The sequence below is a fragment of the Microbacterium sp. TNHR37B genome, assembly GCF_001620065.1.
Lineage (GTDB): Bacteria > Actinomycetota > Actinomycetes > Actinomycetales > Microbacteriaceae > Microbacterium.
On sequence record NZ_LQGV01000003.1, the window covers coordinates 92139 to 118498 of the forward strand.

Consider the following 26360-nt stretch of genomic DNA (forward strand, 5'->3'; position numbering starts at 1 on the left):
TTCAGCTCGTCTCGTCGATCGCGCGCTCCAGACGCTCGATCTTCCCGTCGATCTCCCCCTCGTAGCCCGGCCGGATGTCGGCCTTCAGCACGAGCGACACCCGGGAGCCGAACGGCATCACGGCGTCGGTCGCACGCTTGACGACATCCATCACCTCGTCCCAGGTGCCCTCGACCTCCGTGAACATGCTCGTCGTGCGGTGAGGAAGGCCTGAGTCGCGGACGACGCGGACGGCCGCGGCGACGGCATCGTGGACGGAGCCGTCGGCGCGACCGGTGCCGGAAGGGGCGACGGAGAAGGCGATGAGCATGGGGGTCCTCTCGGAGCGATCAGGCCGGATCGGCGGCGCCGTGTGGCACGGAGCGCACGCGGGTGTGCGCGGGGGGTCGCACCCGCAGGAGACGGACGACCATCCAGACGAACAGGATGATCAGCATGCCGTTGCGTGCCGTGAGGATGCTGACAGCGAGAGGCTCCGGCACGAGGATGCCGTTGTAGAGCACGGGGTAGACGAGCTGCGTCAGGAGGGCGGTCACGAGAGAGAGGACCGCCGGCGTGAGCCATCGTTCGCGGTCGAGCAGCAGCCCGATCACGAGGGGAGCGACGAGCCAGGCGAGGTACTGCGGCGAGCCGACCTTGTTGAACACGATGAAGCCGGTCACGAGCGCGAGCGACAAGACGGGAAATAGGGCGTGGAAGGTCGCGCCCCGCCAGGCCTTGAGGGCTCCGATCGCGACGACACCGGCCATCGCAAGGACGAGCACGGGAGTCATGGCCGCGATCACCGGGTCGATCTCGGTGCCCGTCACCTGGAAGGTGAGGAGATCGTAGGAGTAGTACACCGAGAAGCCGTCGAGACCGAGGAGCGCGCCCCAGAGGTACGGCGCTGCGACGGGGGCCTCCACCTGCAGGCCCCGCGTCGTCTGGTCGCCGACGAAGCCGAAGGCGTTCGCCCCGCCTCCCGCCGCCCAGATCACGGCCAGCGTCAGCGCCGAGATGACCACGGCACCGCCGACCAGCGCGGAGCGGCGCCGCAGAGCGACGAGGGCTGCCGCCATGACCGCCGCCGGCCACACCTTGATCCACGTGGCGACGGCCAGGACGATCGACCCGAGCCACGGTCTGCCGACGAGCCACAGCGAACCGGCGATGACGAGCGGAACGGTCAACCCGTCGAGGCGGTACAGCCCGACCGGACCGAGCGCGGCGATCGAGGACAGCCAGAACCAGGCCGCCACGACCCGACCGGTCGAGCGTGCCTGCCCGACGAGCATCGCGAACACGAGCGCATCGACGAGGGTCACGAGCACGGCCCATGCCACCGTGTACGACCCGACGAAGGGGACGAAGGCGTGCGCCAGCACCATCGGTACGAGGGCGACCTGCGGATACACCCACCGGGTGTCGATTCCGACGATCGCCCCGCCGTTCAGCGCTTGGGCCGACCACGGCTCATAGACCCGGTACACGTCGCCCATGGGTTCGTTGGGCATGAGGAACCCCAACCATGCCACCCCCACGTGCACGGCGACGAAGGCGATCCACAGCACGGCACGCTTCGACATCCTCCCCATCCTAGGGAGCCGCTGCGACCGCCCCGAACGCGGTCAGCCGTCGGCGAGGACGGCCGCGACAGCCAACGGCAAGGACTCCGCCACGTCGAGCGCCGTGATCGGGCCTTCCCCGCGACTGTCGACGGCGAGCGCCCCCGCTCGCGCGTGGAGCCACGCGCCGGCTGCCGCGGCCCGCGCGATCTCCCGCGGCGACGGCTCGCCTGCCGACCGCGCCACGACTCCCGCCACCACCGCGCCGATCGTCCCGGCCAGGACATCGCCGGTTCCCGCCGTGGCGAGCCAGGCCGTCGCGACGGGGAGCACGATCAGCGAACCGTCGGCGCCTGCGACGATCGTCTCGGATCCCTTTCGCACGACGCACGCCTTCAGCACCCGAGCGGTCTCGGCGACCGCCTCTGCGTCATTGGCGTCCTCCTCGAGGCCCAGGGCGGCGCGAACCCGCGCATGCTCCCCCGCATGCGGCGTGAGGATCCTCGGCGCGGTGGCACCGATCGCGAGCTCGAGCGCACCCGCGTCGACGACGACTGGGGCCACCCCCGACAGCAGCTCGCGCAGTGCCGCGGTCTCGCTCTCGGATCGTGCGGCCGGGTCCGTCCCGGATCCGACGACCCACGCCTGGACACGCCCCGCCACCGTCACCGTCTCGGGTCGGCGCGCCAACACCAGCGAAGCCGCCCGCTCCGGCCCGACGTAGCGCACCATCCCCACACCGGTGCGCCAGGCCGCCTCCACACCGAGCACGGCGGCACCGGGATAGGTGATCGAACCGGTGCGCAGACCCACCACTCCCCGGGAATACTTGTCGTCGGATGCGGTTGGCTTCCGCAGGAGCTCCGCCGTGTCGGATGCCGTCCATCCCCTGTCCATGGCGCCACCCTACCGGCGCCCTCCCCTGGAGCGACGACCGTATGAGCCAGCTGTTCTCCCCCATCGACATCCGCGGCATCCGGGCGCGCAACCGCCTGTGGGTGGCTCCGATGTGCCAGTACTCGGCCGAGGAGGGCATGCCCAACGACTGGCACCACGTCCACCTGGCACAGTTCGCCTCGGGCGGGGCGGGAGTGGTGATCACCGAAGCGACGGCGGTGTCTCCCGAGGGGCGTATCTCGCCCGAGGACACCGGAATCTGGAACGACGCGCAACGCGACGCGTGGCGCCCGATCGCGGCCGCGATCCGCAGCCGCGGCGCGGTCGCCGGGATCCAGCTGGCCCACGCCGGACGCAAGGCCTCGACGTGGTCGCCGTTCACCGGTCGTCGCGGCACCGTCCCGGCTTCCGAGGGCGGCTGGCAGACCGTGGCGCCGTCGGCGGTCGCCTACGACGGGTTCGAAGAACCGCGGGCGCTGGAGATCGCCGAGATCGACGCCCTCGTCGCGGACTTCGCCGCCGGGGCGGCGCGGGCCGTCGCCGCCGGCTTCACGGTGCTGGAGATCCACGCCGCGCACGGATACCTCCTGCACCAGTTCCTCTCGCCCCTGTCGAACACCCGCACCGACGAGTACGGCGGAAGCCTCGAGAACCGCGCGCGACTGCTGCTCCGCATCGTCGAGGCCGTGCGCGGGGCGGCGCCCGACGCCGCCGTCTTCGTCCGGTTCTCGGCGACCGACGCCGCGGAAGGCGGCTGGGATGTGGCCCAGACGACGACCGTCGCGGGCTGGGCAGCCCAGCGCGGTGCCGACTTCTTCGACATCTCCAGCGGCGGCCTCGTCGCCCACCAGCGGATCGCGACCGGCCCCGGCTACCAGGTGCCCCTCGCCGCCGCCGTGCGCGCCGCCGGCGTCGGGCCGGTGGGCGCGGTGGGTGAGATCGTCGACGGACCGCAGGCAGAGGCGATCCTCCGCTCCGGCGACGCCGATGTCATCCTCGCCGGTCGCGAGTGGCTCCGCGACCCGCACTTCGCGCTCCGCGCCGCCACCGAACTGGGGGACGCCGCCACAGACCTCTGGCCCGTGCAGTACGTGCGCGCACGTCCCACCCGCTGAGCGCTCGGCACGCTCCCGGAACACCGCCCCGGGGCCGGACGCGGCTGTCAGCGTCGACGGCGGGTGGCGTCGTGCACCTCTCCGACGAGTTCCTCGATGATGTCCTCCAGGAACAGCACGGCAGTCGTCTCACCGCGGCGGTCGCGGACCTGCGCGAGGTGACGGCTCGATCGGCGCATGAGGGCGAGGGCGTCCTCGAGGTCGGTGGTCTCGGAGACGGGGACCATCTGGTGGATGCGCTTGGCGGGGATCCTCGTCGTCGCCGCCGCGTCGGGTCCCGGACCCTCCGCCGCCCGCAGCACGTCCTTGAGGTGGACGTAGCCCACGGGAGAACCGGCCTCGTCGACGATCACATATCGGGAGAAGCCGTGCCGGGAGACGGCCCGTTCGATCTCGTCGGGTGTCGTCGACTCGGGAAGGGTCACCAGTTCCGACAGCGGCACGGCGATGTCCATCGCCTTCTTCTCGGTGAACTCGACCGCCGCCGTCACCGCACCCGAGGCGTCGTCGAGCACCCCCTCGATCCGTGACTGGTTGACGATCGTGGCGACCTCATCGAGCGTGAACGTCGAGGCGGCCTCGTCCTTGGGCTCCACGCGGAACAGGCGCACGACATGGTTGGCCGTCCAGTTGAGCGCGACGATGATCGGATGGAACAGCTTGGACACCCAGACGAGAGGTGTCGCCAGCAGCAGAACGGCCCGGTCGGGAAGCGAGAAGGCGAGGTTCTTCGGAACCATCTCGCCGAAGACGACGTGGAGGTAGGAGACGAGGATCAGCGCCAGGGCGAAGGCGATGCCTCCGATGACCGCCTCGCTCCAGCCCGTGAGTCCCAGCGGCACCTCCAGCAGGTGGTGGATCGCCGGCTCCGACACGTTCAGGATGAGCAGCGAGCAGATCGTGATGCCGAGCTGGCTCGTGGCGAGCATGAGCGTGGCGTGCTCCATCGCATACAGCGCCGTCTTCGCAGCCCGCGACCCGCGCTCGGCGAGAGGCTCGATCTGCGAGCGACGCGCAGAGATCACGGCGAACTCCGCACCGACGAAGAAGGCGTTGAAGACGAGGAGCACGAACAGCCACGCGATTCCGGCCCAGTCGTTCATCGCTGCCCTCCGTCCGACTCGCCGCGCACGACGGCGTCCGCATCAGCGGGAAGCGGCCGCGGCGTGAACCGCACGCGATCGACGCGGCGCCCGTCCATCCGGTGCACGGTGAGGGTGCCGTCCTCGATCTCCACGGCGTCGCCGACGACGGGAATGCGCTCGAGCGTGGACATGATGAACCCGCCGACGGTGTCGTAGACGTCGCCCTCGGGCACGCGGATCCCGGTCCGGTCGAGCACCTCATCCGGGCGCAGATCGGCGGGGAAGGTGACCGTGTCGACACCGCGGACGATCCCCGCGCGGTTGCGGTCGTGCTCGTCCAACACCTCGCCGACGATCTCCTCCACGAGATCCTCCAGCGTCACGACGCCGGCGGTTCCGCCGTACTCGTCGACCACGATCGCCATCTGATATCCGCGACCGCGCAGCTCGGACATGAGGGCGTCCAGGTGCACGGCCTCCGGGACGCGCAGCGGCTCTTCGGCGATGGCCGCGGCGGGGACCTCGGCGCGGCGGTCGCGGGGGACGCTGACGGCCTGCTTGAGGTGCACGATCCCGGTGATGTCGTCCATGGAGTCGTCGTAGACGGGGAATCGGCTGTGGCCCGTCCGACGGGCGAGCTGGATGACGTCTTCGACGCTGTCCCCGGCCGCGACAGCGTGCACGCTGGGGCGCGGGGTCATGACATCGGCGGTGGTCAGACGGGCGAAGGTGAGCGTCCGGTCCAGAAGTGAGGCGGTGTCTTCCTCGAGCACTCCGGCGTTGGCCGAGCGACGGACGAGGCTCGAGAGCTCCTCCGCCGTGCGGGCGCCCGAGAGCTCCTCCTTCGGCTCCACCCCCATCGCCCGCAGGACGCCATTGGCGCTGCCGTTGAGGACGACGATCGCCGGGCGGAACACCGTCGTGAAAGCGACCTGGAAGGGGATGACGAGCTTCGCGGTCTGCCGCGGCACCGCGAGGGCGAAGTTCTTGGGAACGAGCTCACCCAGGATCATCGAGAACACCGTGGCCACCGAGATCGCGACGATCGTCGCGATGGGACGCACCGCCGACTCGGGGATCCCCCAGCCCGTGAGCAGCGGCGAGAGCAGGTTCGACAGCGCCGGCTCCATCGTGTACCCGGTCAGGAGCGTCGTCAGGGTGATGCCGAGCTGTGCGCTCGACAGGTGCGTCGAGGTGATCCTCAGCGCACTGATCGTCAGCGACAGACGCGACTCGCCGGCGGTCTGCCGTTTCTCGAGCTCGGCGCGGTCGAGGTTCACGAGCGCGAACTCGCTGGCGACGAACAGCCCCGTGCCGATGGTCAGAAGGAGCCCCACGCCCAACATGACGTAGTCCATCACGCGTCACCCCCGCTCGCGCGGAAGAAGGGTCGGTGGGGCGAGCGTCTGCAACTAGGAGGGTCGTCCATTGTGCAGACGATTGTACGGCACGCCACCCCGGCGGACGCCGGTCGTCGGGCGGTCGCTACCAGCTGACGGGCAACGCCTTGCCCTCTTCGTATCCGGCGGCCGACTGCAGGCCCACGAGGGCACGCTCATGGAACTCCGCCACCGTTGCCGCACCGGCGTAGGTGAACGAGGAACGCACGCCCGAGGTGATCATGTCGACGAGGTCCTCCACGGAGGGTCGCAGCGGGTCGAGGTAGATCCGCGACGACGAGATCCCTTCCGCGAAGAGTTCCTTACGTGCGCGCTCGTACGGGTCGAGACGCCCGAAGCGGCCGTGGACGGCCTTCGTGGAGGCCATGCCCCACGACTCCTTGTACACGCGGCCGGCTTCGTCGGTCTGCAGCTGCCCCGGCGCCTCCAGCGTGCCGGCGAACCACGACCCGATCATGACCGAAGCGGCCCCGGCTGCCAGAGCGAGAGCGACATCGCGCGGGTAGCGCACACCGCCGTCGGCCCACACGTGGGCACCCCGCTCCGCCGCCGCCTGAGCGGTCTCGAGCACGGCGGAGAACTGCGGCCTGCCCACGGCGGTCATCATGCGCGTCGTACACATCGCCCCCGGGCCGACTCCCACCTTGAGGATCGAGGCGCCCGCATCGACGAGGTCGGCCACACCGTCGGCCGTCACGATGTTGCCCGCGGCGATCGGCACACCGAGATCCAGGGCGGCGACCTCGCGGAGCGCGCGGAGCATCCCCTCCTGGTGTCCGTGCGCGGTGTCGACGACGAGCACGTCCACACCGGCGGCGACCAGGGCCCGTGCCTTGCCGGCGACATCGCCGTTGATGCCCACAGCGGCCGCCACGATGAGGCGCCCGTTCGCGTCGACGGCCGGACGGTAGAGAGTGGAGCGCAGGGCGGTGCGCTGCGAGAGAGTGCCCACGAGGTATCCGTGGTGGAGCACGCAGACGGTCTCCGCTTCGGCGGCGACGATGAGGTCGAATGCGTGGCGGGCATCGGTCACATCGTCGGCGTCGATCGAGGCGACGCGCCCGCGAACGAGATCCCCCAGGCGGGCGTCGGAGAGGGCGGTTCCCAGGCGCTGGGCCGGCACGACGCCGAGAACGTCGTCGCGGTGCACGCGGCCCTCACGTTCGACGGCGACGACGATCCCGTGGCCGTCGGTCGGCGGCAGCAGGAGCGCGGCTTCGGCGACCGTGGCCTCGGGCGGCAGCACCAGGGGGGTGTCCCACACCACGGGCTGGTCCTTGACCCAGCGGATGGCGGCGTCGATCTGCTGCAGCGCCATGTCCTGCGGGAGGACGCCGAGTCCGCCACGGCGGGCCAGCGCCGCGGCCAGGCGCGGACCGGTGACCGAGTTCATGTTGGATGCCACGAGCGGAAGCGTCGCCGTCGTCCCGTCACCGGGGGCCAGGTCCACGTCCAGGCGGCTCGTGACGGCCGAACGCCGGGGAACGAGGAAGACGTCGGAGTACGTCAGATCGACCTGGGGTCGCGCGCCGGAGAACTGCATACTCCGAGGCTACCCACTCGGCACTGCCCGGGGCCGGGACGGCGGCGAACTCCTGCCCTCCGTCAGCCCGTCGCCATGCGGGAGGAACGAACGACGAGACGTATTCCTGGGCTACCCTTGATAGTCGTGCGCGCGGGCCACGACAGTGCCCCGCAGCATCTGAACTTCACCGATGAAAGCAGGCGAATCGTGTCCAGCCAGGTGACCGGCGTGGGAACTTCGAACGACGGCGAATTCGGGGCCAACGAATGGCTCGTCGCCGAGATGTACGAGCAGTACACGAAGGACCGGAACTCGGTGGATCGCGCCTGGTGGCCGATCCTCGACGCCTACCAGCCTCAGGCGGAGACCGCGAGCGCCACGACGGTTCCCACGACCCCGCCCTCCGCCACGGCCGCACCGTCCGAGGCCCGGCCGGTCACGGCACCCATCCCCGTCGTCGGGACGGCCCCGGTGGCCCGGACCACGGCGCGCCCCGCCGCGCCGCAGCCGGTTCCCGCGCAGGCACCCAAGTCGGCTCCGTCGACCCCCGAAGCCGCGGGAGAGGACGTCGTCACACCGCTGCGGGGCATGCCGAAGACCCTCGCGGCCAACATGGACGAATCGCTCACCGTTCCCACGGCCACGAGCGTGCGCACCGTTCCGGCCAAGCTCATGATCGACAACCGGATCGTGATCAACAACCACATGTCGCGCACGCGAGGCGGCAAGGTGAGCTTCACGCACCTCATCGGCTGGGCGCTCATCCAGGCCCTCAAGGTCTTCCCCAGCCAAAACGTGGCCTACGCGGAGGTCGACGGCAAGCCGTCGGTGGTCGCTCCGGCCCACATCAACCTCGGCATCGCGATCGACCTGCCCAAGCCCGACGGCACCCGGGCGCTCATGGTCCCCAGCATCAAGCGTGCGGAGTCCCTGACGTTCCACGAGTACCTCGCCTCGTACGAAGACCTCGTCAAGCGCGCCCGCGCCGGCAAACTGACCGCCGCGGATTTCCAGGGCACCACCATCTCCCTCACCAACCCCGGCGGCATCGGGACGGTGCACTCGGTCCCCCGCCTCATGAAGGGGCAGGGCTGCATCGTGGGCGCCGGAGCGCTGGAGTACCCGGCGGAGTTCCAGGGTTCGAGCGAGAAGACCCTGGTCGAGCTCGGCATCGGGAAGACGATCACCCTCACGAGCACCTACGACCACCGGGTCATCCAGGGCGCCGGCTCGGGCGAGTTCCTCAAGATCGTCCACGAGATGCTCATCGGTCAGCGCGGGTTCTACGAGGACATCTTCGCCGCCCTGCGCATCCCCTACGCGCCGATCCACTGGGGCGGGGACATCAACGTCGACATCGCCGAGCGCGTCGACAAGACGGCGCGTGTGCAGGAGCTCATCAACTCGTTCCGCGTGCGCGGGCACCTGATGGCGGACATCGATCCGCTCGAGTACGTGCAGCGCACTCACCCCGACCTCGAGATCGAGTCGCACGGCCTGACCTTCTGGGACCTCGACCGTGAGTTCGTCACCGGGGGCTTCGGGGGGAAGCGCACCATGAAGCTGCGCGAGATCCTCGGGGTGCTGCGCGACTCCTACTGCCGCACGATCGGCATCGAGTACATGCACATCCAGGACCCTGCCCAGCGCAAGTGGTTCCAGGACAACGTCGAGGTCAAGTACCAGAAGCCGGGGCACGACGAACAGCTCCGCATCCTCGACAAGCTCAACCAGGCCGAGGCCTTCGAGACCTTCCTGCAGACCAAGTACGTCGGCCAGAAGCGCTTCAGCCTGGAAGGCGGAGAGTCGCTCATCCCCCTCCTCGACGAGGTTCTGCAGGGCGCGGCAGGCGCGGGCCTCGACGGCGCCGCGATCGGCATGGCTCACCGCGGCCGTCTCAACGTCCTCACCAACATCGCCGGAAAGACCTACGGTCAGGTCTTCCGCGAGTTCGAGGGCTCCGTGGCGATCGGCTCCAAGAGCGGCTCGGGCGATGTCAAGTACCACCTCGGCACCGAAGGGACCTTCGTCTCCGATGCCGGCGAGGAGATCCCGGTCTACCTCGCGGCCAACCCGTCGCACCTCGAGACCGTCGACGGCGTGCTGGAGGGGATCGTGCGGGCCAAGCAGGACCGCATGCCCATCGGCTCCTTCTCGTGGCTGCCCATCCTGGTGCACGGGGATGCCGCCTTCGCGGGCCAGGGCGTCGTGGTCGAGACGCTCCAGATGTCGCAGCTGCGCGGTTACCGCACGGGCGGCACGGTGCACGTCGTCGTCAACAACCAGGTGGGCTTCACGACGCTTCCCCAGGACGGTCGCACCTCGGTCTATGCGACCGATGTCGCCAAGACCATCCAGGCTCCCATCTTCCACGTCAACGGGGACGACCCGGAGGCGGTCGTCCGCGTCGCCGAGCTGGCGTTCCGCTATCGCGAGGAGTTCCACCGCGACGTCGTGATCGACCTCGTCTGCTACCGGCGCCGAGGACACAACGAGGGTGACGACCCCTCGATGACGCAGCCCCTCATGACCAACCTCATCGAGGCGAAGCGGTCGGTCCGTCGCCTCTACACCGAGTCGCTCGTCGGTCGCGGCGACATCACCGAGGAGGAGTACGAGAAGGCCAAGCAGGACTTCCAGAACCGCCTCGAGGTCGCCTTCGCCGAGACGCACGCCGCCGAGACCGGCTCGACCGGGATCGTGACCTCCACGGGCTCGGTCGACGTCGCCGTCGGCGCCCCGGAGACGACGGGGGTCTCGACCGCGGTCGTCCACCAGATCGGCGACGCGTTCGTCAACCGCCCCGAGGGCTTCACCGTCCACAGCAAGCTGCAGCAGCTCCTCGAGAAGCGCCACGACATGAGCCGCAACGGCTCGATCGACTGGGCGTTCGGCGAGCTCCTCGCCTTTGGCTCGCTCCTCATGGAGGGCACCAACGTCCGCCTCGCCGGTCAGGACGCCCGTCGGGGAACGTTCGTGCAGCGCCACGCCGTCATGCACGATCGCGCGAACGGCCAGGAGTGGCTGCCGCTGGCGAACCTCGGCGAGAACCAGGGGCGCTTCTACGTGTACGACTCGCTGCTCAGCGAGTATGCCGCCATGGGCTTCGAGTACGGCTACTCGGTCGAGCGCGCCGACACGCTGACGCTGTGGGAGGCGCAGTTCGGCGACTTCGCCAACGGCGCGCAGTCCGTCGTGGACGAGTACATCTCCGCCGCGGAGCAGAAGTGGAGCCAGCAGTCCAGCGTCGTCCTCCTCCTCCCCCACGGATACGAAGGTCAGGGACCGGACCACTCCTCGGCTCGCATCGAGCGCTATCTGCAGATGTGCGCGCAGGACAACATGACCGTGGCGCGACCGTCCACACCCGCCTCGTACTTCCATCTCCTTCGCCGGCAGGCCTACGCGCGCCCGCGTCGACCGCTGATCGTCTTCACTCCCAAGGCCATGCTGCGCCTGCGCGGCGCGACGAGCCCGGTGGGCGCGTTCACCGAGGGGCGCTTCGAACCGGTGCTCGATGACGATCGCGGCATCGACAAGAGCGCCGTGCGCCGCGTGTTGCTCCATTCCGGGAAGATCCACTGGGATCTCAAGGCAGAGCTCGACAAGAACCCGAACCCGGCGATCGCGCTGGTGCGGCTGGAGCAGTTCTATCCGGCGCCGGTCGACGAGCTCAACGCGGTGCTGGCCGAGTATCCGAACGCGGAACTCGTGTGGGTGCAGGACGAGCCGGAGAACCAGGGCGCGTGGCCCTTCATCGCCCTCGAAGTGGTCAAGCATCTGCGCGGACGCACCATCTCGCGCGTCTCCCGCCCCGCGGCCGCCTCCACGGCCACCGGCTCGCCGAAGGTGCACGCCGTCGAGCAGTCCACCATCATGCAGGAGGCGCTCCGGGTCTGAGCCGGCAGACGAGCGCCACCGGCGCGACATGGACGTGGCACTCCTCGTGAACCCCGCCGCACGGTCGGGGGCACGTTCCGCTGCGGCGTTGCGGTGCGCGGAACACCTCCACGCCCACGGGGTGAGAACGACCGTGCTGGCCGGAGGGAGCCCGTCGGAGTCCGCCGACCTCGTCCGGCGAGCGGTGGATGCCGGCGCGGATGCCGTGGTCGTCGCCGGCGGCGATGGGACTGTCCGGATCGCCGCGGAAGCGCTCGCCCACACCGGGGTACCTCTCGCTCCCCTCGCCATCGGCACCGGCAATGATCTCGCCACCTCCCTCGGCTATCGCGAGCGCGACGCCGAAGGCACCGCCCGCGCTGTCCTGGGGTCAGCCGTGAAGACGATCGACCTCGGCCGCATCCAGCGTGCCGATGGCTCCGTGGCGCTCTTCACGACGGTGCTCGCGAGCGGGTTCGATGCGAAGGTGAACGATCGCGCCAACCGGATGCGGTTTCCGCGCGGTCGGTCCCGCTACACGGTGGCCCTGCTCATCGAGTTCGCGAGATTGCGCGGGCAGCGGTTCCACCTCACCCTGGAACATGCCGACGGGTCTGAGGAGCACGTCGACCGGGACCTCATCATGGCAGCTCTGGGCAACGGTCCCTCCTACGGAGGCGGCATCCCGATCTGCCCCGATGCGTCGCAGGAGGACGGACTGCTCGATCTGACCCTCGTGCGCCCCGCCGGTCGCCCCCGGCTCCTGCGGCTTCTGCCCCGCGTGTATCGGGGCACGCACGGGACACTGCCCGAAGTATCGATGTGTCGGGTGCGCGCCGTGCGGATGGAAGCGGCCGACATCACGGCCTACGCCGACGGAGACCCGGTCGGACCGCTTCCACTCCGGGTGGATGTCCTCCCCGGCGCGCTCACCGTCCTCACCCCCTGACGGAGGCGCCTGGGGCGCGTCAGTGGTGGGTGGCCTGCTCCGCACGAAGGCGTGCCAACACCTGGTCGCGGAGCTCCTCGGGAGCCGTCTCACGGCACGCACGGGCGACCACTGCGGTCAGCGTCGTCGCCACGAGAGCCTCCTCGCGGCACGAATCGCAGTTCTCCAGGTGCTCCTTGATGTCGGAATGCTCCGTCTTGCAGACCTCGTTCCGCAAGTACTCCTCAAGGTCCTTCCGGGCTTTGTCGCAGCCGCAGTCGCTCATCTCGTGCTCCTCGTGGCGGGCACATCGATGCCGCGCTCTCTTGCATAGTCGGCGAGCAGTTCACGGAGCATTCGCCTGCCACGGTGCAGGCGGCTCATGACCGTGCCGATCGGGGTTTTCATGATGTCCGCGATCTCCTGATACGCGAATCCTTCGACGTCGGCGAGATACACCGCGAGGCGGAAGTCCTCGGGAATCTCTTGCAGTGCGTCCTTGACGGCGGATGCCGGCATGTGGTCGATCGCCTCGGCCTCCGCCGAGCGAGTACGTGTTGCGGTGGTCGACTCCGCACCGCCCAGCTGCCAGTCTTCGAGATCGTCGATCGTTCCCTGGTAGGGCTCGCGCTGCTTCTTCCGATACGTGTTGATGTACGTGTTGGTGAGAATGCGGTAGAGCCACGCCTTGAGATTGGTGCCCTGGGTGAAGGACGCCCACGAGGCGAACGCCTTGACGAACGTCTCTTGCACGAGGTCGGCCGCGTCGGCCGGGTTTCGCGTCATCCGCATCGCGGCGGCATAGAGCTGGTCCATGAAAGGAAGGGCCTGCTCTTCGAACTGGTGTCGCGGATCGGTTGCCGCCTCGTTTTCCATCAGGCGCCAGTCTACGTCGCCGAACAGATCCGACACGGGTGGCAGCGTCGCGATCATGCCGCTCCTCGCTCTCCGGTCTCGAGATATTCCGCCGGCGGGTGTCGACGGGTTCGTTAGGGTAGAACTCGATGACTGCGTCCGGGTATTCCCCCCTTTCCTCTTCACCGGGAGCACAGGCGCCGCGCGGGGCGGTGCATCCCGGCCCCTGGCGCGCTCCGGCGGTCTCCGGACCGCTCGCCGCGACCGTCACGGTGCCCGGCTCGAAGTCGCTCACGAACCGTAAACTCGTCCTCGCCGCACTGGCCGACGGGCCGAGCACGCTCGTCGCCCCCCTGCACTCCGACGACTCCGCCCGCATGATCGAGGCGCTTCGCACCCTGGGCGTCGAGATCGAGGAGCTTCCCGCCACCGGGCCGTTCGGGCCGGATCTGCTCATCACCCCGCCCCGGAAGCTCCGCGGCGACGTCGTCATCGATTGCGGCCAGGCCGGCACCGTCATGCGTTTCATCGCGCCGCTGGCGGGCCTCGCCGACGGCGACGTGACGATCACCGCGCATGAGAGCGCGCTGCACCGTCCGATGGGCACCATGATCACCGCGTTGCGCGAGATCGGCGTCGACATCGACGACGGCGGCCGCTGGGCCCTTCCCTTCACCGTCCGCGGAAGGGGCCATATCCGCGGTGGCGAGGTCACGATCGATGCCAGCGCCTCGAGCCAGTTCGTCTCCGGCCTGCTTCTCGCCGCCCCCCGATACGACGTCGGACTGCACCTGCGCCACAGCGGCGAGCGACTGCCCAGCGTCCCCCACATCGACATGACGGTGGAGGCCCTGGCCCGCCGCGGCGTGCATGTGGAGCATCCCGAGCCGCACGAATGGCTCGTGCCGGCCGGCGCTCCGCGCGGCCGCGACGCGACGGTGGAGCCTGATCTGTCCAACGCCGCCCCCTTCCTCGCGGCGGCGATGGTCGTCGGCGGAGCGGTCACCATCCCGGCGTGGCCGGCCACGTCGACCCAGCCCGGGGCCCTGCTCACCGAGATCCTCTCCCTCATGGGGGCCCGTGTCACCCGTCGCGGTGGCGCGGTCACCGTGACGGCGGGTGACCGGATCAACGGCGTCGACCTGGATCTCACGGCCGCCAGCGAGCTGACTCCGACGTTGTTCGCGCTGGCCGCGTTCGCCGATGCGCCCTCGACGCTCCACGGCATCGGGCACATCCGTGGCCATGAGACCGACCGGATCGCCGCACTGGTGAACAACCTCCGCCGGCTCGGCGGCGAGGCCGAAGAGCTCGCCGACGGCATCCGGGTGACGCCCGCTCCCCTCCACGGAGGCGTGTGGCATGCGGAGCACGATCACCGCATCGCCACCGCGGGAGCGATCATCGGACTGCGAGTGCCCGGCGTCGAGGTCGATGACATCGGCACGACCGCCAAGACCATGCCCGAGTTCCCCGACATGTGGCAACGGATGCTGCAGTCCACGAGTCGATGACGGGGCGGCGACCGGGGTGAGCTGGCTCGACGCCGACGACGAGGACGAGGACGACTTCGACGAGTCGCGGATCCGTGTTCGCCCCAACCCGAAAGCCAACCGACCACGAACGAAGCGTCGCCCTGCCCACGCCGACGCACAGATCGCCCGGGTGCTCGGTGTGGACCGCGGCCGTTACGCCGTCCTCGTCGACGAGGACGGGCCTGAGGAACGTCAGATCTCCGCAACCCGGGCCCGGGAGCTGCGCAAACACCCGATCGTCACCGGCGACCGCGCCCGCGTCGTCGGCGACCTCTCCGGCACCGAAGGAACCCTGGCACGCATCATCGGCATCGAGGAGCGCACGTCGCTCCTGCGCCGCAGCGCGGATGACACCGATCAGGTGGAGCGCGTCGTCGTCGCCAACGCCGACCAGATGCTCGTCGTGGTCGCCGCCGCCGATCCCGAGCCGCGCCCGCGCCTGGTCGACCGCTACCTCGTCGCCGCGCTCGACGCCGGAATCCACCCGCTCCTGGTCGTCACCAAGACCGATCTCGCCGATCCCTCGGCCTTCCTCGCGCATTTCGAGGGTCTCGACGACCTCGACGTGTTCACGAGCGGTCACGGACGCATGCCGGTCGAGGAGATCGGCGACCGGCTGGTCGGGCACTCGACGGTGTTCGTGGGTCATTCCGGAGTCGGCAAGTCGACGCTCGTGAACGCCCTCGTCCCCGGCGCCTCCCGCGCCACGGGACACGTGAACGAGGTCACCGGTCGCGGGCGGCACACCTCCAGCTCCACGGTGTCGCTGCGCTACCAGAACGACACCGGGCGCGGCTGGGTCATCGACACCCCCGGGGTCCGATCGTTCGGCCTCGGACACGTCGACCCCGCCAACATCCTCCGCGCCTTCACGGATCTGGCGGCCATCGCTGAGGAGTGCCCGCGCGGGTGCACACATCTGCCGGATGCCCCCGACTGCGCGCTCGTGGAAGCCGTGGCGGAGGGGCGCCTCGGCGAGCGGGGAGCCGCGCGGCTCGACTCTCTCCAGCGGCTTCTCGCGACCTTCGGCTGACCCGCCGCGCAGCCTGTCACCCTCGATAGGCTGGACGCATGGCACGTCTAGAACCCGGAGTCCCCGCCCCCTCGTTCGATCTCGTCGATCAGGACGAGAAGCCGGTCCGCCTCTCCGATCTCCGCGGGTCCGGGGTCATCCTCTTCTTCTACCCCGCCGCCATGACGCCCGGGTGCACGACGGAGGCCTGCGACTTCCGCGACAGCCTCGCGCCGCTGCAGGCCGCCGGCTACACCGTGCTGGGCATCTCTCGAGACGCCCCGGCGAAGCTCCGCGAGTTCCGCGAGCGCGATCACCTTCCGTACGCCCTGTTGAGCGACCCCGACCATGCGGTCCACGAGGAGTACGGCGCGTGGGGCGAGAAGAGCAACTACGGCAAGATCGTCCACGGCGTCATCCGTTCGACCTTCATCATCGACGGCGAGGGCGTCCTCACGCACGCCTTGTACAACGTGAAGGCCACCGGACACGTCGCTCGGATCCGAGCGCTTCTCGAGGTCTAGGAACGAAGGCGGCGCGCGGCCGCACGCGCTGCGACGATCAGCAACGCGAGTCCGAGGAGAGCGGGGAGCACGACAGCGACCGCGAACCCCGGCTGGGGGTCCTCACCCGTCAACGCCCCACCCGCGACCGCGAGCGCGAGCAGTTGCGTCACGATCCCGCCGCTGCGTCCCCATGAGGCTCCGCGCCATGTGGCCAGGGCGAAGCCGGCCACGGCGAACGCGCCGACTGCCGTGAGCACGATCAGGGCGACGGAGCTGGCGACCGATCCCGTGTCACCCCGCACGAGCGCGACGATCTCCCACCCGGCGAGCACGAACACGGCCACCGCCTCCGCCGTCAGAAGGAGGCCCGCTAGTCGTTCCACGGTCGTCGTGGTCATTGCGCACATGCTCCTGATCGGGTCGTATCGGATCTCATCGCGGGCGTCACGTCGAGCGTCTGCACAGCACACTGCTCAGGAAATGACATGTTCACCCTTGATTCACCTCGCCTCGCATGGGACGATTGAACCAGCGTGTGCTCCCACAGCGCAGTGGGGCGAGCAACTGCTCGCACACTTCCAGGGTAATCGACGTCACCCGGCGTCAGACCCACCCGAACTTCATCCCGCATCAAGGAGCACCACACCATGGATTGGCGCGACAAAGCCGCCTGCCTGACCGTCGACCCCGAGCTGTTCTTCCCGGTGGGGAACACTGGTCCGGCGGTCGACCAGATCGAAAAAGCAAAGGCCGTGTGCGCGCGCTGCACCGTCACCGAGATCTGCCTGCAGTACGCCCTCGAGAGCGGTCAGGACTCGGGCGTGTGGGGCGGGCTGTCCGAGGACGAGCGCCGCGCTCTCAAGCGCCGCGCCGCTCGCGCACGCCGCGCCTCCTGACGACTCCCTCCTGCGTCAGGTGACGCGACGGTCGATGTAGCGCAGCGGAATCTCGATCGTCACCTCGGTTCCCGAGCCCACGAGCGTGTGCCAGTCGATGGTCCCACTGAGTTCACCTTGGATCAGGGTGCGCACGATCTGCGTGCCGAGCCCTCGGCCCACCTGCCCCTCGGGCAGCCCGACACCGGTGTCTCGCACGCGCACACCCAGTTGATCGTCGGTGCGCTCGGCGATGATCTCGACTTCCCCCTCCTTGTCGGCGAGTCCGTGCTCCACGGCGTTGGTGACGAGCTCGGTCAGGGCCAACGCGAGGGGCGTGGCGTACTCGCTGGGGAGAGTCCCGAAGGTGCCGGTCTTGCGCGTCCGTGCCCGGGTGTTGGGAGACGCGGCGACCTCCGCCACGAGCTTGAGCACGCGATCGAACACGTCGTCGAAGTCCACGTTCTGCGCGAGCCCTTCCGACAGCGTGTCGTGGACGACCGCGATGGCGGACACCCGTCGCATCGCCTGGGTCAGCGCATCGCGCGCCTCGTCGGAGTGCGTGCGGCGGGACTGGATTCGCAGCAGTGACGCGACGGTCTGGAGGTTGTTCTTCACGCGGTGGTGAATCTCCCGGATGGTCGCATCCTTCGTGATGAGCTCTTGCTCCTGGTGGCGAATCTCCGTCACGTCACGACACAGGACGATCGCGCCGATGCGTGTGCCGTGGTCTTTCAAGGGGATGGTGCGCAAGGAGACGGTCACCCCGCGCGCTTCGATGTCTGCACGCCAGGGGGCTCGGCCCGCCATGACGATCGGCAGCGATTCGTCGAATTGACGGGACGCGGGCAGGAGCGCGGTGGCCACCTCGATCAGCGGCTCTCCTTCCAGCTCGTCGTCGAATCCCAGACGATTGAAGGCGGACAGCGCGTTGGGGCTCGCGAACGTCGTCACGCCGTCCACGTCGAGGCGGATGAGTCCGTCCGACGCGCGCGGAGCACCCCGCCGCGGCGAGGTCGGTGCTGCGAGATCGGGGAAGTCCGCCGAAGCGATCATGCCGAAGAGATCGTCAGCGCAGTCGTTGAACGTGATCTGCTGCCGCGAAGGAGTGCGCGCCTCACCCAGGTTGGTGTGCCGGGTGAGCACTCCGATCACCGTGGTCCCCGTGTCCTCGCTCCCCTGTGCTCGGACGATCGGGACGGCCCGCACGCGCGTCGGCGTCTCTTCGAACCAGTCGGGCGAAGCGGAGTCGACGATCCGCAGCTGCGTGAACGCGTCGCGCACCTGCGTGCGCCATTGCGGCCGGACCCGGTCGCCCACGATGTCACGGTAGAACAGGGTCGCCGCCCCGGAGGGACGGGTGTGGGCCACGGCGATGAACGAATCGTCGTCGGTGGGCACCCAGATGACGATGTCCGCGAAAGCGAGGTCGGCGAGCAACTGGCCGTCGCCCGCCAGACGATGCAGCCACTCGACGTCCGCCTCGCTCGAACGGCCTTGCGCGTAGACGAGATCGCTGAGTGTCGACACGTCTCCAGGCTACTCACCCGTTCGGGCCGCCGCGCGCCGCGTGCGCCTCTCGCCGCGTGCGCCTCTCGCCGGTGCTGCGGCCTCGGCGCTCGCGAGACGGGGTGACGCGACGAAGCGTCGGCGGGTCGATGGCCTCTCCGACGAAGCGGCGGACGGCGGCCGTGAGCGCCGACCGTCCGGCCACCCGCAGGAGCGGCTGCGCCTCGAGAAGGGCTGCGTCCACCGCTCGGACGTCGAACGGCGCGAACCAGACGTGGGCGATACCGAGATAGCGGTCGAGCGTGCGGCGCACCTGCCCCCGCGCGTCGATCCCGAGCACGCCGGCGCGCGTCTTGTTGACGAGCACTCGCACCGGCGTGGCGCCCATCGCCGCCACGAGATCGGCGTGCGCGCGAACGAAGCGCGAGACCCCCACCGGGTCGGCGGCGACGACGGCGACGACCAGGTCCGCGGCACCGAGGGCCGCGAGCGTGGCGGCGTTGCGACGAGGGCCGTCGAGGTCGCTGACGATCTCCTCGTCCGACTCGAGCGAGGACGCCACGTCCACGACGATGTCGTCGGCCCAGTCTCGGCACACCCCCAAGGCTCCCGTCACACGGTCGGCCGTGAGTTCGGGCCACCGGCTCGGACGGTTGATCCCGGTCAGGACGGACACGTCTCCGGAGACGGCCGCGATCCGCGAGAGCTCCTCGCCCGTCAGCTGTCGGCGGGCGACCTGCCGACACGCAGCAGCGAAACCCGGAGCTTCGTCGGGGAGCCCGGTGGCGAGCGCGAGGGACGGTGCATGCGTGTCGGCGTCGACGAGCGCGACCCGTCTGCCATCGCGGGCGAGCTCTGCCGCGAGCGCAGAGGCGATGGTGCTCCGACCCGGGGCGCCGGCGGGGCCCCACACGACGATGATCCGGCCGCGCGACGGTCCTGCCTCGGACGAACGCGGGAGCGGGGAGTCCAGCAGACGGTCGACGTCGTCGTCGGGGGCCACCGCCCGCACGCCGAATGCGGTCGCGAGGCGCCGGTCGGCATCACGAGCACAGCGCGCGACGATGCGCACGCCGAAGCCGTCGCAGACCGAGACGAGGGCGCTCGTGAGCGCCTCACGGGATGCATCGATGACCAGGAGGTCGGCGCCCGACAGAAGAGACGCCAGACCACCGTCGCTCGTGGGTCCCCCCGACTCACGAGCTCTGGCGACGGCCGCCGCGGGCGCGGTCGGGTCGACGACAGCGGCCACCTCGACGGCGTGACGGCGGAGCGCATCGGCCAGTGCCGCGCCGTCGTGGACGGCGACGACGGCCCTCATGGGAGCGGTCCGCCGGCGGGGACGACCGAGATGCTCGCGCCGCCCGCGATCGCGGCCAGGGTCTCGGCGACCTCCGAGCGATCGATCACGACTTCCAGCGACACCCCTCCACCCGCCATCACGGAGTCGTCGCGCGTCACCGAGAGGACCGTCGCCGCGTCAACGAGCACGTGCGGAGTGTCGAACCGGCCCTGCTCGAGCGGTGCCGCAGCCCAGACCTCCACCTGCGCCCCCGTGACGACGGACGACGGCACGTCACCGTCGGTGTGAAGCACGACCGTCGTGGTGCGGATCGCGGGCTCCGACGAGATCGCGGCCTGCGGAACCAGTTCGCCCGCGGCGATCGTGCGGGTCGCCACTGCATCGGCCGGAAGCGACGCGGTGGCGGCGTACGCGCTCGCGGTGTCGCCCAGCGCCACGTCGACGAGGGTCAGATCGCGCGGCGCGACGCGCTCGCCCGGAACGATCGTCCGGCTCGCCGCGTACACGGGCACGGTATGGCGCGCGGCGGCGACGACGGCCCAGACTCCGGCGACCGAGGCGACGACCAGGACGATCCCCAGCAGGAAACGTGTATCGCTCCAAAACGCTCGGGCACGAGGGCGGGCGGTCTCTCCTGAGCTCATGGCCCCATCGTGACCGCTCCGGAGGCGGAGCAGGACGTCTGTCCACAGCGGCGCTATCCACAGACCCGAACGTCTTCGCATTTCGACTCACTTCAGGCGGATAATGGCGTCATGCCCGAAGCACTCCCCCCCGAAGTGCGCCTCCTCGCCGCTGCGCAGGTCGCGGAAATGCTCGCGATCGATGTCGACGAAGTGATCGCGCTTGCACTCGACGGCCGACTGGAGGGAATGAAGGTCGGCAACCCTCCCCGCTGGCGAATCTCGCACACGAGCGTCGATGCCTACGTGTCCGAGCAGGCCGAGGAGGCCCGCCGGATGGCCTTGTGGCGGCAATCGAACGCGGCGAGCTTCCCCGAACTGTGGGGACGCGGACCGGTGAGCCGCCCCGACTGAATCTCCGCGGGTTACGGCAGCGGGGTCGCCACTTCGGTGCGCACCCAGGCGACGGCCGAGAAGGCGACCACGCGGTACCCGGTGACCGATGACGCGCGCCGTGGCGCGTCGACGTCGTGCAGCGCAAGATCGGCGTGGTCGGCTCCGGCGCGGTCGAGCGTTCCGACGAAGCTTCGTCCACCCGTGACCGCAACGGTGACCGGTGCGCGCCGTCGCGCGAGGTCTCTCAGAGCGAAGCCGAAGGTCATCCGCTGCGCCAAGGCCGCCCCCGGTGTGGCGTCCCGCGCGCTGGTCAGCACATCCTCGCGCGTGAGTGAGACGGCGACGATGGACGGCAGGGGCATCAGCACGATGCCGGGGTGCCGGGTGCCGAGCTCCATCGCGATCCAGTCTGCGCCGACGGCGACGATCCGCCCGGACCAGGCCGTGCCGTCGACGAGGTCTACGGCCACCTCTCCGCCGGGATGAGCGAGCATCGCCGTGAGGCGCTCACGTAGCGCCAGTCGCGCCACCCGCAGCCGTTCGGTCTCGCTGTCGAGGGCCGCACGCTCGGCTTCCCATTCCGAGTCGAGCTGGTCTTCCAGGTCCTCGAAGAATCGTTCCCACCGCACGGCGAGAGGTTAGGCGATCGCCGTCGACGGCGTCCGCGGTTTCCACAGGTTGGAGGATTCTCATCCCCTCGTTCGAGGCGCTGTGCTCTACTCGACCGGACGCACTGAACGGAGGAACGGCATGCATGCAGTGGCCGACGAGACCCCGACACCGCATCGAGGTGTCCTGCGCTTGTCCCGTTCCCTGTCGATCGAGGAGTACTTCGCGGCGCAGCGCACCTCCACGCGCGATCTCCCCGCCTCCGAGCCGCTTCTGCGCAACCTCGCCATCGGGGTCATGGAGGTGCTCGCCGGCGTGCGCGAGGTCGACCAGCTCGCCCGGTGGCTCGGCGAAGACGCCTACCGTGCGCTGGTCGCGCGAGCCAATCTCTCCGCCCGCGCTCGCAGCGCCCGCGGAGTGCCGGCGGCCCGGCCTGCCCACCGGATCCTGTCGATCCGTGAGACGACGCCCGCCGACGGCGTCGTGGAGGCCGCCATCATCGTCGCCGGACCCGCGCGCACGCGGGCGATCGCCATGCGCCTCGAAGGCTGGGACGGCCGCTGGCGAGCGACGACGCTGGCTCTGCTGTAGGCCTCCTACTGCCGGTACGACGCGAGGAAGTTCCCGAGTCGCTCGACCGCCTCCGACAGCACACGAGCCTCGGGCAACGTCACGATCCGCAGGTGATCGGGCGTCGGCCAGTTGAAGCCGGTTCCCTGTACGAGCAGCACGTGCTCGGCGACGAGGAAGTCGTAGACGAGCTTGGCGTCGTCGCGGATCTCGTACACCTCCGGGTCGATCCGTGGGAAGGCGTAGAGGGCACCCTGGGGCTTCAGGCAGGTCACTCCGGGGATCCGGGTGAGGCCTTCCCACGCCGCATCGCGTTGCTCGTGCAGGCGCCCCGTCGGCGCGATGAGCGCATCGATCGACTGCACCCCCGACAGAGCCGCCTGCACCGCGTGCTGCCCCGGCACATTCGGACACAGACGTGTGGACGCGAGGAGTTGAATGCCTTCCAAGAAGCCGCGAGCGCGCGTCTTGGGACCGGTGATGACCATCCAGCCGGACCGGAACCCTGCGACACGGTAAGTCTTGGACAGCCCGTTGAAGGTGAGACAGAGGAGGTCCGGGGCCAGGGTCGCGAGAGGGATGTGCACCGCCTCGTCGAAGAGGATCCGGTCGTAGATCTCGTCGCTCAGCAGCAGCAGTTCGTTCTCGCGAGCGATCTCGACAAGTCCCGTCAGCACCTCGCGGGTGTAGACGGCGCCGGTCGGGTTGTTGGGATTGATGACGACGATCGCCTTGGTCTGCGGCGTGATCTTCTCGCGGATGTCGTCGAGGTCGGGCTGCCAGCCGTTCTCGTTGTCGCAGCGGTAATGCACCGGGGTACCGCCGGCCAGCGACGTCATCGCCGTCCACAACGGATAGTCGGGCGCGGGGATCAGTACTTCGTCACCCTCGTCGAGAAGCGCCTGCATCGTCATGGTGATGAGCTCGGAGACGCCGTTACCGAGATAGACGTCGTCGGGGTCGAACGAGGGGAATCCGTCCACCTGCTCGTATCGCGAGACGATCGCCCGGCGCGCGGACATGATGCCGCGGCTGTCGCTGTAGCCGTGGGCGTGTGGGATCGCGTCGATCATGTCCCGCACGATCTGATACGGGGCCTCGAAGCCGAAGGTGGCGGGGTTTCCCGTGTTGAGCTTGAGGATCGTGTGCCCATCGGCCTCGAGCCGGTCGGCCTCGACGAGGGCGGCTCCGCGGATCTCGTAGAGGACGTCCTTCAGCTTCGACGATTGATCCAGGATACGAGGGCTCATCGGATCAGGATATCGCCGTAGTCCGGTAGCCAATCGACCACGCGTGGCCTGAACGACGGATGCCGGCCGCGTCTGCGCAGCCGGCATCCGTCGTCGCTCTCGTCCTACTTCTTCTTGTCCGCCGCGCGACGCTGAGCGCGGTTGAGCGGAGCGGAATCGCCCCCGGCTCCGCCGTCGGTGCGCTGTCCGAAGGCACCGCGGGGAGCCTCCTCGGTGGGCTGTGCGGGCGCCGAGGCCTGTCGCAGCTTGTTGGTGGCAGCCTGCTGGACTTGCCCCCGGTCGTTGCGCACCTCCACTTCGCCAGCGTCGTTCGCGGCGGTGTACTGCAGCTTCTGCACCTCGACCGGCGGCGCTTCCAGACCCTTCGCCTCGACGGCGTCTCCGGCCTGGCGGACCTCGACGTCCAGGTTGTAGAGGAAGCCGACCGACTCCTCCTTGATCTGGGCCATCATGGCCTGGAACATCTGGAAGCCCTCGCGCTGGTACTCGATGAGGGGATCGCGCTGCGCCATCGCGCGCAGGCCGATGCCGTCCTTGAGGTAGTCCATCTCATACAGGTGGTCACGCCAGCGGCGATCGAGCACCTGCAGGACGACCCGTCGCTCGAGCTCGCGCATCGCGGGCTCGCCCAGCGTCTTCTCGCGCGCGGTGTAGGCGATCTTCGCGTCGGAGAGGATCTCGCGCTTGAGCAGCTCCGGTGTCACGCGCCCCTTGCTGCCGCTCTCCGCGACGACCTCGTCGATCGTCACCCCGACCGGGTAGAGCGTCTTCAGCTCGGTCCACAACGCGTCGAAGTCCCAGCTCTCGTTGTGACCGTTGGCGGTGTGGTCGTCGATGATCGCCGAGATGGCGTCTTCGATGAAGTGCTGGACGCGGTCGGACAGATCGTCACCCTCGAGCATGTGCCGGCGGTCGGCGTAGATCGCCTCGCGCTGCCGGTTGAGGACGTCGTCGTACTTCAGGACGTTCTTGCGGATCTCGGCGTTGCGGGCCTCCACCTGCGACTGCGCGCTCTTGATCGCGCGAGAGACCATCGTGGACTCGATGGCGACGTCGTCGGGGAAGTTGGTGCGCGCGAGGATCGCTTCGGCGGCACCCGACTGGAACAGTCGCATGAGGTCGTCGGTGAGGGACAGGTAGAACCGGCTCTCACCGGGGTCTCCCTGACGCCCCGAGCGACCGCGGAGCTGGTTGTCGATGCGTCGCGACTCGTGCCGCTCGGTACCGAGCACGTAGAGGCCGCCGGCGGCGACGACCTTTGCGGCCTCCTCCGCCACGGTGTCACGCATCGCGGTGTAGACCTCGTCCCACGCCGCTTCGTACTCCTCCGGAGTCTCCTCGGGATCGAGCCCCCGGGACTTCACTTCCTGCACGGCCAGGAACTCGGCGTTACCGCCGAGCATGATGTCGGTACCGCGACCGGCCATGTTGGTGGCGACCGTCACGGCGCCCAGGCGTCCCGCGCGGGCGACGATCTCCGCCTCGCGGGCATGGTTCTTGGCGTTGAGGACCTCGTGCTTGACGCCCTTCTTGGCCAGCAGACGCGACAGGTACTCGCTCTTCTCGACGCTCACCGTTCCGACGAGCACGGGCTGTCCGGTCTCGTGCCGCTGGACGATGTCCTCGACGACCTGTGCGAACTTGGCCTGCTCGTTCTTGTAGACGAGGTCCGACTGGTCCTTGCGGATCATGGGCTTGTTCGTCGGGATGGGAACGACGCCCAGCTTGTAGGTGGACATGAACTCGGCCGCCTCGGTCTCGGCCGTACCGGTCATACCGGCGAGCTTCTCGTAGAGGCGGAAGTAGTTCTGCAGCGTGACCGTCGCCAACGTCTGGTTCTCGGCCTTGACCGGAACGTTCTCCTTGGCCTCGATCGCCTGGTGGATGCCCTCGTTGTAGCGGCGTCCCACGAGGATGCGGCCGGTGTGCTCGTCGACGATCATGACCTCGTCGTTCATGACGACGTAGTCGGTGTCGCGCTTGAACAGCGCCAGTGCCTTGATCGAGTTGTTGAGGAACGAGATCAGCGGCGTGTTGGCCGATTCGTACAGGTTGTCGATGCCGAGATAGTCCTCGACCTTCTCGATCCCGGGTTCGAGGACGCCGATCGTGCGCTTCTTCTCGTCGACCTCGTAGTCCACGCCCGCCTCGAGCGTCTTCGCGATCTTCGCGAACTCCACGAACCAGCGATTCGCCTCGCCCGAGGAGGGACCGGAGATGATCAGCGGCGTCCGGGCCTCGTCGATCAGGATGGAGTCGACCTCGTCGACGATCGCGAAGAAATGACCACGCTGGACGAGGTCTTCCTTGCGCCACGCCATGTTGTCGCGGAGGTAATCGAATCCGAACTCGTTGTTGGTCCCGTACGTGATGTCGGCCTCATACTGCTCACGCCGCACATCGGGGGTCTGGCCGGAGATGATCGTGCCCGTCGTCATTCCGAGGGCCCGATAGACGCGACCCATGAGCTCGGACTGGTACGAGGCGAGGAAGTCGTTGACGGTGATGACGTGAACGCCCTTGCCGGCGATCGCGTTGAGATACACCGCGAACGTCGCCGTCAGGGTCTTTCCTTCACCGGTCTTCATCTCGGCGATGTTGCCGAGATGAAGGGCGGCGCCACCCATGATCTGCACGTCGTAGGGACGCTGACCGAGCGTCCGCTTGGCGGCCTCGCGCACGGCGGCGAACGCCTCTGGCATGAGCTTGTCGAGGGTCTCCCCTGCGTCGTAGCGTGCGCGCAGCTCCGCCGTCTCGCCGCGCAACTCCTCATCGGTCAGCTGGGCGTAATCCTCCTCGAGAGCATTCACGGCCTTCACGACCTGCTGAAGCCGACGCAGAATGCGTCCTTCTCCGGCGCGGAGCAGTTTCTCGAGAGGGTTGGCCACGGAGGATCTCCATCTTTCGGGTGCGGGCGACGCGAATGCCGCCGGTGATGCGCGCC

General features: G+C 69.2%; 24 protein-coding genes. 9 read left to right on the plus strand and 15 right to left on the minus strand.

Going from position 1 to position 26360, the window contains the following annotated elements; genetic code table 11:
- Position 1: 1 nt before the first annotated feature.
- Genes AVP41_RS08765 through AVP41_RS08775 form a run of 3 tightly spaced genes read right to left on the minus strand, consistent with a single transcriptional unit; the run spans position 2 to position 2441 of the window.
- Positions 2-310 carry a thiamine-binding protein gene (locus AVP41_RS08765; RefSeq protein WP_067163394.1) on the minus strand — a complete coding sequence of 103 codons (309 nt, stop codon included), beginning with the start codon at positions 308-310 and terminating at the stop codon, positions 2-4.
- 19 nt (positions 311-329) lie between these two features.
- The gene (locus AVP41_RS08770) at positions 330-1565 is read right to left on the minus strand and encodes a glycosyltransferase 87 family protein (RefSeq protein WP_067163397.1); all 1236 of its coding nucleotides are present in this window, start codon (positions 1563-1565) and stop codon (positions 330-332) included.
- Between the two features lie 42 nt (positions 1566-1607).
- Entirely contained in the window at positions 1608-2441 is an 834-nt protein-coding gene (locus tag AVP41_RS08775) for an ADP-dependent NAD(P)H-hydrate dehydratase (protein WP_067163399.1), read from the minus strand.
- Between the two features lie 41 nt (positions 2442-2482).
- Here AVP41_RS08775 and AVP41_RS08780 point away from each other — a divergent pair, with 41 nt between their 5' ends.
- Positions 2483-3556 carry an NADH:flavin oxidoreductase/NADH oxidase gene (locus tag AVP41_RS08780; RefSeq protein WP_067163401.1) on the plus strand — a complete coding sequence of 358 codons (1074 nt, stop codon included), beginning with the start codon at positions 2483-2485 and terminating at the stop codon, positions 3554-3556.
- Positions 3557-3603: 47 nt separating this feature from the next.
- On the opposite strand, the gene AVP41_RS08785 is transcribed toward AVP41_RS08780, so the two are convergent.
- From AVP41_RS08785 to AVP41_RS08795, 3 genes are all read right to left on the minus strand, one after another.
- Positions 3604-4659 (minus strand): hemolysin family protein, encoded by a 1056-nt coding sequence (locus tag AVP41_RS08785; RefSeq protein ID WP_067163403.1) that lies wholly within the window; start codon positions 4657-4659, stop codon positions 3604-3606.
- Positions 4656-5999: a hemolysin family protein gene (locus AVP41_RS08790; RefSeq protein ID WP_067163406.1), complete on the minus strand. Its 1344-nt coding sequence runs from the start codon at positions 5997-5999 to the stop codon at positions 4656-4658. The genes AVP41_RS08785 and AVP41_RS08790 overlap by 4 nt, the downstream gene beginning before the upstream one ends.
- Before the next feature lie 127 nt (positions 6000-6126).
- Positions 6127-7584 (minus strand): GuaB1 family IMP dehydrogenase-related protein, encoded by a 1458-nt coding sequence (locus AVP41_RS08795; protein WP_067163408.1) that lies wholly within the window; start codon positions 7582-7584, stop codon positions 6127-6129.
- A gap of 189 nt (positions 7585-7773) precedes the next feature.
- Here AVP41_RS08795 and AVP41_RS08800 point away from each other — a divergent pair, with 189 nt between their 5' ends.
- Positions 7774-11466, plus strand: coding sequence for a multifunctional oxoglutarate decarboxylase/oxoglutarate dehydrogenase thiamine pyrophosphate-binding subunit/dihydrolipoyllysine-residue succinyltransferase subunit (locus tag AVP41_RS08800; protein ID WP_197464303.1), 3693 nt, complete (start codon positions 7774-7776; stop codon positions 11464-11466).
- A 28-nt stretch (positions 11467-11494) separates the two neighbouring features.
- A complete protein-coding gene (locus AVP41_RS08805) occupies positions 11495-12394 on the plus strand; it encodes a diacylglycerol kinase family protein (protein ID WP_067163410.1) in 900 nt (299 codons plus the stop codon).
- 19 nt (positions 12395-12413) lie between these two features.
- On the opposite strand, the gene AVP41_RS08810 is transcribed toward AVP41_RS08805, so the two are convergent.
- A complete protein-coding gene (locus AVP41_RS08810; protein WP_067163411.1) occupies positions 12414-12659 on the minus strand; it encodes a zf-HC2 domain-containing protein in 246 nt (81 codons plus the stop codon).
- Entirely contained in the window at positions 12656-13306 is a 651-nt protein-coding gene (locus AVP41_RS08815; protein ID WP_067163414.1) for a sigma-70 family RNA polymerase sigma factor, read from the minus strand. The genes AVP41_RS08810 and AVP41_RS08815 overlap by 4 nt, the downstream gene beginning before the upstream one ends.
- Before the next feature lie 71 nt (positions 13307-13377).
- On the opposite strand from AVP41_RS08815, the gene aroA reads away from it, so the two are divergent.
- Genes aroA through bcp form a run of 3 tightly spaced genes read left to right on the plus strand, consistent with a single transcriptional unit; the run spans position 13378 to position 16299 of the window.
- The gene (aroA, locus tag AVP41_RS08820) at positions 13378-14742 is read left to right on the plus strand and encodes a 3-phosphoshikimate 1-carboxyvinyltransferase (RefSeq protein ID WP_067163416.1); all 1365 of its coding nucleotides are present in this window, start codon (positions 13378-13380) and stop codon (positions 14740-14742) included.
- Between the two features lie 16 nt (positions 14743-14758).
- Complete coding sequence (gene rsgA / locus AVP41_RS08825; RefSeq protein WP_067163419.1) at positions 14759-15796, plus strand: ribosome small subunit-dependent GTPase A; 1038 nt, start codon at positions 14759-14761, stop codon at positions 15794-15796.
- A 38-nt stretch (positions 15797-15834) separates the two neighbouring features.
- A complete protein-coding gene (gene bcp, locus AVP41_RS08830) occupies positions 15835-16299 on the plus strand; it encodes a thioredoxin-dependent thiol peroxidase (protein ID WP_067163421.1) in 465 nt (154 codons plus the stop codon).
- Here bcp and AVP41_RS08835 read toward each other — a convergent pair.
- Complete coding sequence (locus AVP41_RS08835; RefSeq protein WP_067163424.1) at positions 16296-16679, minus strand: histidine kinase; 384 nt, start codon at positions 16677-16679, stop codon at positions 16296-16298. The genes bcp and AVP41_RS08835 overlap by 4 nt on opposite strands.
- A 249-nt stretch (positions 16680-16928) precedes the next feature.
- Here AVP41_RS08835 and AVP41_RS08840 point away from each other — a divergent pair, with 249 nt between their 5' ends.
- Positions 16929-17177, plus strand: a complete 249-nt coding sequence (locus AVP41_RS08840; RefSeq protein WP_036295594.1) for a WhiB family transcriptional regulator — start codon at positions 16929-16931, stop codon at positions 17175-17177.
- A 15-nt stretch (positions 17178-17192) separates the two neighbouring features.
- Here AVP41_RS08840 and AVP41_RS08845 read toward each other — a convergent pair whose 3' ends face one another.
- The 3 genes from AVP41_RS08845 to AVP41_RS08855 are packed head-to-tail and all read right to left on the minus strand — an operon-like array spanning position 17193 to position 20612.
- Positions 17193-18686 carry a sensor histidine kinase gene (locus tag AVP41_RS08845; protein WP_067163427.1) on the minus strand — a complete coding sequence of 498 codons (1494 nt, stop codon included), beginning with the start codon at positions 18684-18686 and terminating at the stop codon, positions 17193-17195.
- 13 nt (positions 18687-18699) lie between these two features.
- Entirely contained in the window at positions 18700-19986 is a 1287-nt protein-coding gene (locus AVP41_RS08850; protein ID WP_067163429.1) for an AAA family ATPase, read from the minus strand.
- Complete coding sequence (locus AVP41_RS08855; RefSeq protein WP_067163431.1) at positions 19983-20612, minus strand: SAF domain-containing protein; 630 nt, start codon at positions 20610-20612, stop codon at positions 19983-19985. The genes AVP41_RS08850 and AVP41_RS08855 overlap by 4 nt, the downstream gene beginning before the upstream one ends.
- 111 nt (positions 20613-20723) lie before the next feature.
- On the opposite strand from AVP41_RS08855, the gene AVP41_RS08860 reads away from it, so the two are divergent.
- Positions 20724-21005, plus strand: a complete 282-nt coding sequence (locus AVP41_RS08860) for a helix-turn-helix domain-containing protein (RefSeq protein WP_067163433.1) — start codon at positions 20724-20726, stop codon at positions 21003-21005.
- Between the two features lie 11 nt (positions 21006-21016).
- Here AVP41_RS08860 and AVP41_RS08865 read toward each other — a convergent pair whose 3' ends face one another.
- A complete protein-coding gene (locus tag AVP41_RS08865) occupies positions 21017-21616 on the minus strand; it encodes a hypothetical protein (RefSeq protein WP_067163435.1) in 600 nt (199 codons plus the stop codon).
- Between the two features lie 121 nt (positions 21617-21737).
- Between AVP41_RS08865 and AVP41_RS08870 the strand changes: the two genes are divergently transcribed.
- Positions 21738-22187 carry an Rv3235 family protein gene (locus tag AVP41_RS08870; RefSeq protein ID WP_067163437.1) on the plus strand — a complete coding sequence of 150 codons (450 nt, stop codon included), beginning with the start codon at positions 21738-21740 and terminating at the stop codon, positions 22185-22187.
- A 5-nt stretch (positions 22188-22192) separates the two neighbouring features.
- On the opposite strand, the gene AVP41_RS08875 is transcribed toward AVP41_RS08870, so the two are convergent.
- Positions 22193-23416 carry a pyridoxal phosphate-dependent aminotransferase gene (locus AVP41_RS08875; protein WP_067163440.1) on the minus strand — a complete coding sequence of 408 codons (1224 nt, stop codon included), beginning with the start codon at positions 23414-23416 and terminating at the stop codon, positions 22193-22195.
- A 104-nt stretch (positions 23417-23520) separates the two neighbouring features.
- Positions 23521-26304 carry a preprotein translocase subunit SecA gene (secA, locus tag AVP41_RS08880; protein ID WP_067163442.1) on the minus strand — a complete coding sequence of 928 codons (2784 nt, stop codon included), beginning with the start codon at positions 26302-26304 and terminating at the stop codon, positions 23521-23523.
- Positions 26305-26360 lie beyond the last annotated feature (56 nt).